This is a genomic window from Actinotalea ferrariae, from assembly GCF_019733465.1.
In the GTDB taxonomy this organism is placed as follows: Bacteria; Actinomycetota; Actinomycetes; order Actinomycetales; family Cellulomonadaceae; genus Actinotalea; species Actinotalea ferrariae_A.
Map to the genome: position 1 here is coordinate 1 of NZ_JACVQL010000355.1, position 6,921 is coordinate 6,921.

General features: G+C 75.3%; 5 protein-coding genes and 1 pseudogene. 4 read left to right on the forward strand and 2 right to left on the reverse strand.

Annotated features, from left to right (window positions below; all coding sequences use genetic code 11):
- Positions 1-21: 21 nt before the first annotated feature.
- Positions 22-711, reverse strand: coding sequence for a DUF4129 domain-containing protein (locus tag ICW40_RS19655; RefSeq protein WP_308121926.1), 690 nt, complete (start codon positions 709-711; stop codon positions 22-24).
- Between the two features lies 1 nt (position 712).
- Positions 713-2,113, reverse strand: a complete 1,401-nt coding sequence (locus tag ICW40_RS21695) for a glycerophosphoryl diester phosphodiesterase membrane domain-containing protein (RefSeq protein WP_221655669.1) — start codon at positions 2,111-2,113, stop codon at positions 713-715.
- Positions 2,114-2,322: 209 nt separating this feature from the next.
- Here ICW40_RS21695 and mtrA point away from each other — a divergent pair, with 209 nt between their 5' ends.
- The 4 genes and pseudogenes from mtrA to ICW40_RS19680 all read left to right on the forward strand — a co-directional run.
- Entirely contained in the window at positions 2,323-3,006 is a 684-nt protein-coding gene (gene mtrA, locus ICW40_RS19665; RefSeq protein WP_221655670.1) for an MtrAB system response regulator MtrA, read from the forward strand.
- A gap of 7 nt (positions 3,007-3,013) precedes the next feature.
- Complete coding sequence (mtrB, locus tag ICW40_RS19670) at positions 3,014-4,747, forward strand: MtrAB system histidine kinase MtrB (protein ID WP_221655671.1); 1,734 nt, start codon at positions 3,014-3,016, stop codon at positions 4,745-4,747.
- Entirely contained in the window at positions 4,744-6,471 is a 1,728-nt protein-coding gene (locus ICW40_RS19675; protein WP_221655672.1) for an LpqB family beta-propeller domain-containing protein, read from the forward strand. The genes mtrB and ICW40_RS19675 overlap by 4 nt, the downstream gene beginning before the upstream one ends.
- Positions 6,472-6,569: 98 nt before the next feature.
- Positions 6,570-6,921: pseudogene (locus tag ICW40_RS19680) on the forward strand (hypothetical protein); the annotation flags it as partial.

Here is a 6,921-nt window from a genome sequence, read left to right on the forward strand (position 1 = left end):
GTGCCGGCGTGAGCGCCGCGCTCATCGGGGTGCCGCCAGGGCGTGCGGCGCGACGTCGTCCTGCGGCTGCGACGGACGGGTCGCCGCGACGCGCGCGTCGACCTCCCGGAGCCAGGCGTCGTCCTCGGGACGCCCGTCGGCGTCGCCGTAGCACACGTCGTCGAACAGGCGCGCCGCGCGGGCCAGGTCCTGCGCGCACGACGGCAGCCGGACGCCGGCCTCGCGGGCGCCCTCGTCGGCCGTCCGGCCCGGCCTCGGGTCGAGCACGACGCGGTCCTCGAGCGAGCGCAGCACGGCGCGGAACCGGTCGAGCACGGCATCCGCCCACCGGCCCTGGGCGGCGGCGGCGTCGGCGGACGCCCGCAGCTCGGCGGCCGTGCGCGTGTCGTCGCCGAAGACGTCGACCGAGGCGCGCCGGTCGCGGCGGGCGCGCCGGACGGGTCCCGTCACGAGCAACGCCACGGCGACGCCGACGGCGAGGACCGCGACGACGATCACGGCGGCAAGGCGGACGTCCATCCCGCCGATCGCCTGCTCCGCCTGCGCGAGCTGCTGGAGGATCCACTCCCAGGCGCGCTGCAGGAGGTTGGGGCGCTCGTGGTAGATCGGGTCCGCGAGCTCCTCGCGGAGCCATCGCCGGGCCGTCTCGGCGTCCGGGTCCACCGGGACGTCCGCGCGCAGCACGGGGCCCAGCACGTGCGGGCTCAGCACGTCAGCGGGTCCCGGAGGTCTCGGCGGCGGCCTCGGCGGCCCGCTGGAGCTCGACGTCGAGGCCCTCGCGACGGATCCGGACGTCGACGTAGAGCAGCGCGTACACGGCGGCCGTGAAGACGATCGCCGGGATGAGCGTGATGCCGTACATGATGTTGGTCGCGGCGATGAAGACGCCCTGGGGCGCGAACGCGAGCGTCAGGCCGAGCAGGATGCCGAGCGGTGCGGACACGAGCTGCGTGATGAGCCCGACGATGAGCTGGGTGAGCAGCGAGATGCCGAGCAGGCGCCAGAAGCTGCCGCGGGTCAGGCGCCACCCGCGCGCGACCGACGCCCACACCGGCTCGCGCTCGAGCACGAGGACGGGCGCCACGAGCAGGAGCCGGACGGAGAGCCAGATGCTCGCGACGAAGAGACCGATCCCGCCGAGCACGCCGACGAGCGTCGCGAGGCCGCTCTGCCCCGCGGCAGCCAGCGCGACGACGCCCGCGATGAAGAGGCCGACGACGAGCAGCACCGCGAGCCCGTAGAGGACGCTCAGGCCGACGAGCGCGAGCACGCGGCGCCAGTGCTGCGACCACACCTCGGAGAGCACGGCCTTGCGCCCGATGACGGACTGGCTCACCGACACCGTGAGGATGCCGCTGAGCGCGATCTGCGCGAGCAGCATCCAGGGCAGGATGCCGACCATCGACAGGGACACCGCGGTGGACTCGACGATCGCGCCCTCGCCGTAGGGGTCGATCGACCCGTCCACGCCGCTCGAGACGAACCCGGCGAGCGCGGGGATGAGCAGCGCCTGCGTGAGCGCCCCGAGGAGCGCGACACCGGCCGCGACCATCGCCGTGAACCCGAACATCACGCGCGGGTTCGCCCGGACGGACCGGAACGCGCCGTCGAGGATCTCGCCCAGGCTCAGCGGGCGCAGCGGCACGATGCCCGGCTGCACGGGGGCCGGTGCGTAGCCGACCGGCCCGCCCCAGCCGCCCTGCGCGTACTGCTGCTGGCCGTACTGCTGTTGCCCGTACTGCTGCTGGCCGTACTGCCCGGTGGCCTGCTGCGGCTGGCCGTACTGGGGCTGGCCGTACTGGGGCTGGCCGTACTGGGGCTGACCCTGCTGGGGCTGGCCGTACTGGGGCTGACCCTGCTGGGGCTGGCCGTACTGGGGCTGCCCGTACTGGGGCTGGCCGTACTGGGGCTGCCCGTACTGAGGCTGACCCTGCTGGGGCTGACCATGCTGGGGCTGGCCGTACTGCGGCTGGCCGTACTGGGGCTGGTCGTACTGCGGCTGAGCGGGCGCCGTGCCGTCCTGGGGCTGGGCGGGCTGACCGGGCGCGCCGTAGCCGGGCGGCTGCGCCGACGGCGCGCCCCAGCCCTGGCCTGCGTCGTGCGGTTCGCTCACGTCTCGTCCCCTGTGTCCGGCGGCCGGTCCTGCTCGCCGGCTGCTCGCCGGCCCGGGCGGCCCGCGGCCGCGCGCGCCCATCGTGCCACGGGTGGGCTCGCGCTCGTGGCTGCGCCACGGACGGCGTCGTGCCCTGTGGACCGCACGGGGGGAGCCCCCCCGGGACCGCATGGTCCACGGCCGCCCACCGGGATGACACGATGTGACGCATGAAGGGTCGGATCCTGGTCGTGGACGACGACGTCGCGCTCGCGGAGATGATCGGCATCGTGCTGCGCTCGGAGGGCTTCGAGCCCCTCTTCTGCGCGCACGGTGACGAGGCGATGGGCGCCTTCCGTGCGGGGCAGCCCGATCTCGTGCTGCTCGACCTCATGCTCCCGGGCAAGGACGGCACCGAGATCTGCCGCCTCATCCGTGCGGAGTCCGGCGTCCCCGTCGTCATGCTCACGGCCAAGAGCGACACGGTCGACGTCGTCCTCGGCCTCGAGTCGGGTGCCGACGACTACATCTCCAAGCCGTTCAAGCCCAAGGAGCTGGTCGCGCGCGTGCGCGCCCGGCTGCGCCGAACGGATGAACCCACGCCCGAGCACCTGACGATCGGCGACCTCGAGGTCGACGTCACCGGCCACCGGGTCACCCGTGCGGGCGAGCTCATCCCGCTCACGCCGCTCGAGTTCGACCTGCTCGTCGCGCTCGCCCGCAAGCCCTGGCAGGTCTTCACCCGCGAGGTCCTGCTCGAGCGGGTCTGGGGCTACCGCCACGCGGCGGACACGCGCCTCGTCAACGTCCACGTCCAGCGCCTCCGGTCGAAGATCGAGCACGACCCGGAGCACCCCGAGATCGTCGTGACCGTGCGCGGCGTCGGCTACAAGGCGGGCTCCGGCCCGGCGTGACGTCGCGATGACGCCTCCCGGCACGTGGGCGACGGTGCGCGACCGCGCGGAGCGCGCCCGTCGGACGCTCCGCCGCGCCGGCCTCGGCGCCGACCGCCTCGTCCGCCGGGCATGGCACCGGTGGCGCGCGTCCCTGCAGCTGCGCGTCATCACCTCGACGCTCGTCGCAGGCATCGTCGCGGTCGGCGTGCTCGGGGGCTACCTGAGCGACCAGATCCGCGACGGGCTCTTCGAGGAGCGCCTCACCCAGGTGCTCCAGGAGAGCGCGCGGTCGACGCAGCGCGCGCAGGAGAGCTTCGACAGCGCGGTCGCGTCGACCGGCACCGAGATCGACGGCCTCTTCCGGCAGACGGTCGGGGCCCTCCAGCTCGGCGGGTCGAGCGACCAGGTGGTCCTGCGCCGCTCGCCGGGCGCCACCCCGCCGGTCTTCGTCAACGACTACTCGTCCTCGCCCGACGCCGGCCTGAGCCGGCTCGTCACCGACGACCTGCGACGCGCCGTCCAGGGCTCGTCCGAGCAGCACTGGGTGTCGGTCGCGATCCCGCGCGAGGACGGGGGCGTCGTGCCGGGTCTCGTCGTCGCCTCGGCCGTCACGGCACCCGCCGTCGGCCAGTACGAGCTGTACTTCCTCTACAGCCTCGCGCCCGAGCAGCAGACCCTCTCGCTCGTCCAGCGCGTGCTCGGGTTCGGCGCCCTCGGCCTGCTGCTGCTGCTCGGCGGCATGACGTTCCTCGTGACGCGCCAGGCGGTCCAGCCCGTGCGCACGGCCGCACGCGTCGCCGAGCGTCTCGCGGACGGCCACCTGGCTGAGCGCATGGTGGTCAAGGGGGTCGACGAGATGGCGACGCTCGCGCGGTCGTTCAACGAGATGGCCGAGAGCCTGCAGGACCAGATCCGCCGGATGGAGGACCTGTCCCACCTGCAGCGACGCTTCGTCTCCGACGTCTCGCACGAGCTGCGGACGCCGCTGACCACGGTGCGCATGGCGGCCGAGGTCATCCACGCCGCGCGCGCGGAGCTCGACCCGGCCGCGTCCCGCTCGGCCGAGCTCCTGACGGCCCAGCTGGACCGGTTCGAGGACCTGCTCGCCGACCTGCTCGAGATCAGCCGGTTCGACGCGGGCGCCGCGATGCTCGACGCCGAGAGCCGCGACGTGCGCGACGTCGTGCTCAACGCCGTCGAGCACGCCGTCCCGCTCGCCGAGCGGCGCGGGGTCTGGCTCTCGGTCGAGCTGCCGCCCAAGCCGGTGATCGCCGACGTCGACCCGCGTCGCGTCGAGCGCGTGCTGCGCAACCTGCTCGTCAACGCGATCGAGCACGCCGACGGCCGGCCCGTCGAGGTGTGGCTCGGCGCGGACCAGCGCGCGCTCGCGGTCGCCGTGCGCGACCACGGCGTGGGGATGACGCCCGAGGAGGTCGAGCACGTCTTCGACCGGTTCTGGCGCGCGGACCCGGCCCGCGCCCGCACGACCGGGGGGACGGGCCTCGGCCTCGCCATCTCGATCGAGGACGCGCACCTGCACGGCGGCTGGCTCGAGGCGTGGGGCCGGCCCGGCGAGGGTGCGTGCTTCCGGCTCACGCTGCCGCGCCGCGCCGGGATCACGCTCGTGTCGTCGCCCGTGCCGCTCGTCCCGCCCGACACCCAGGGGTCGTCCGTCGCGGTCTCGTACGCGTCGCACGAGGGGCGGCCGGACCTCGACCCCACGTCCGTCCCCGACCTCGACCGGCTGGAGGCCCGATGAGCCCGCGCCTGCGCCCGCGCCCAGGCACCGCCGCGGCGCGCGCGGCGGTCGCGCTCGTCGTGACCGCCGCGATGCTCGCGCTCGCGGGCTGCGTCTCGATCCCGACGTCGGGGCCGATCCGGACGGGCGACGTCGTCAGCACCGAGCAGCCCGGCGTGCCGCTCCAGCTGCCGAGCGACCCGGTCGTCGACGCGGAGCCCGCCGAGCTCGTGCGCGGTTTCCTCCTCGCCGGCGCGGCCGGCCTCGCCGACGAGTTCGTCGTCGCGCGCAAGTTCCTCACCGCGCGCGCGTCCGACGAGTGGGACCCGCGCGCGCACGTGACGGTCTACCCGCAGCGCAGCAGCGGCCCGCAGGTCGAGCCGCAGGAGGACGGCACCGTCGTCGTGACCGTCCCGGTCGAGGCCACGGTCGACGAGGCCGGCCGGTACGCCGAGGCGGCGCCGGGCGCCCTCGACACGGAGCTCGTGTTCGAGCTCGCGCGCGACACCTCGGGCCAGTGGCGCATCTCGGCCCTGCCCGACGGGGTGCTCATGGACGCGGGCAACTTCGAGGTCTCCTACCGCGCCGTGCCGGTCTACTTCGCGTCGCAGGACCGCACCCACCTCGTCCCCGACCTGCGCTGGTTCGCGACGGCGAAGACGCCCACGCTCGCCGCGAGCGCGCTGCTCTGGGGCCCGTCGCCGTGGCTCCGGGACGCCGTCGTCTCCGGCGCGCCCGAGGGGGCACGGCTCAGCACGGAGACCGTCACCGTGTCCGAGGACGGCGTCGCGCGCGTGGACCTGGCCGAGATCCCGACGCTGCCGGAGCAGGTGGACCGCAACCTCCTGCACGCCCAGCTCACCGAGACGCTCCGCCGCATCCCCGTGACGGGCGTCGAGGTCACCGTGGGCGGGCTGCCGTGGCGCGAGACGAGCGTGCCCGTGCTGCAGCGCGACGTCGCGCCGACGTCGGGGCCCTACATGCTCGTGGGTGACACGCTGTCGGTCCTGCGCGACGGCGTCGTCGAGCCGTTGGAGGACGTCGCCGACCTCACGGGTCTCGACCCGCGTCACCCCGCGATCGGCCCCGACGAGTCGATCCGCGTCGTGCTGTCCGGCACCGGCAGGCTGCTGCTGCTGCCCCCGGGCGGCGGGGCCCCCCAGCAGCTGCTCACGGGCGCCACGCTCGTCCCGCCGTCGGTCGACCGCCACGGCTGGGTGTGGACCGGGGAGCGGGCGTCGGACGGCACGCTGCTCGCGGTCGATGCCGCCGGTGACGTCGCGCCCGTCGACGCCCCGTGGCTCGAGGGCCGCACCGTGCGCTCGCTGCGCGTCTCGCGCGACGGCGCCCGCATCGCCGTCGTCTCGGCCGGCACGGCGGCCACCGACGTCGAGATCACCGTCACCTCGGTGGTCCGCGACGAGGACGGACGTCCCACGCTCGCGAGTCCCGAGCCGCTCGCCGTCGGTGGCGCGATCCAGGACGCGCTCGAGGTGGCCTGGGTGGACGAGGTGACGCTCGCCGTCCTCGGCACGAGCGCCGAGCTCGGCGTGCCGACCACGCACGTGGTGCCGGTCGGCGGTCCGACGGTCGCCCTGACACTGCTCGAGGGCCGCGGCATCGCGGCCGGCCGCGGACGCCAGGCCATCTACGTCGTCGACGAGGCCGGCACGCTGCTCGCCCGGCAGGGCAACCAGTGGAAGAACGTGGCCGACGGCGTGCGCGACCCGGTCTTCCCGGGCTGACCGCGTCGCGGCAGGCCGCCGCACGCTCGCGCGGCTGCCGCCCGCGAGCGGCTGTGGGAATCGTCCGCGCGGCGGCGCCCACGACCACGCTGGACGGCGTGATCCCACCGGACGTCGTGCGCGCCGACGTCGTGCGCGCCGTGCTCGCGGCGCTGCGTGACGTCGCTCGCTGGGTGCTGCCCGTCGAGTGCCCGGGGTGCGGCCGGTGGGACGTCCCGCTGTGCGGCGCGTGCGCGTCGGCCCTCGACCGGGCGCCATGGCGGTGCGAGACCGGGGCGCCCCGGCTCGACCGGCTGGACGGCACGGCGCCGCTGCCCGTGTGGGCCACGGCGGTGTACGCCGGACCTGTGCGCGGCGTCGTGCTCGCCTGGAAGGACCACGGCAGGCTCGACCTCTCGCGCGTGCTCGCCGCGTCGGCGCGGCGCGCGGGCGCCGCCCTCGGCCCCGGGC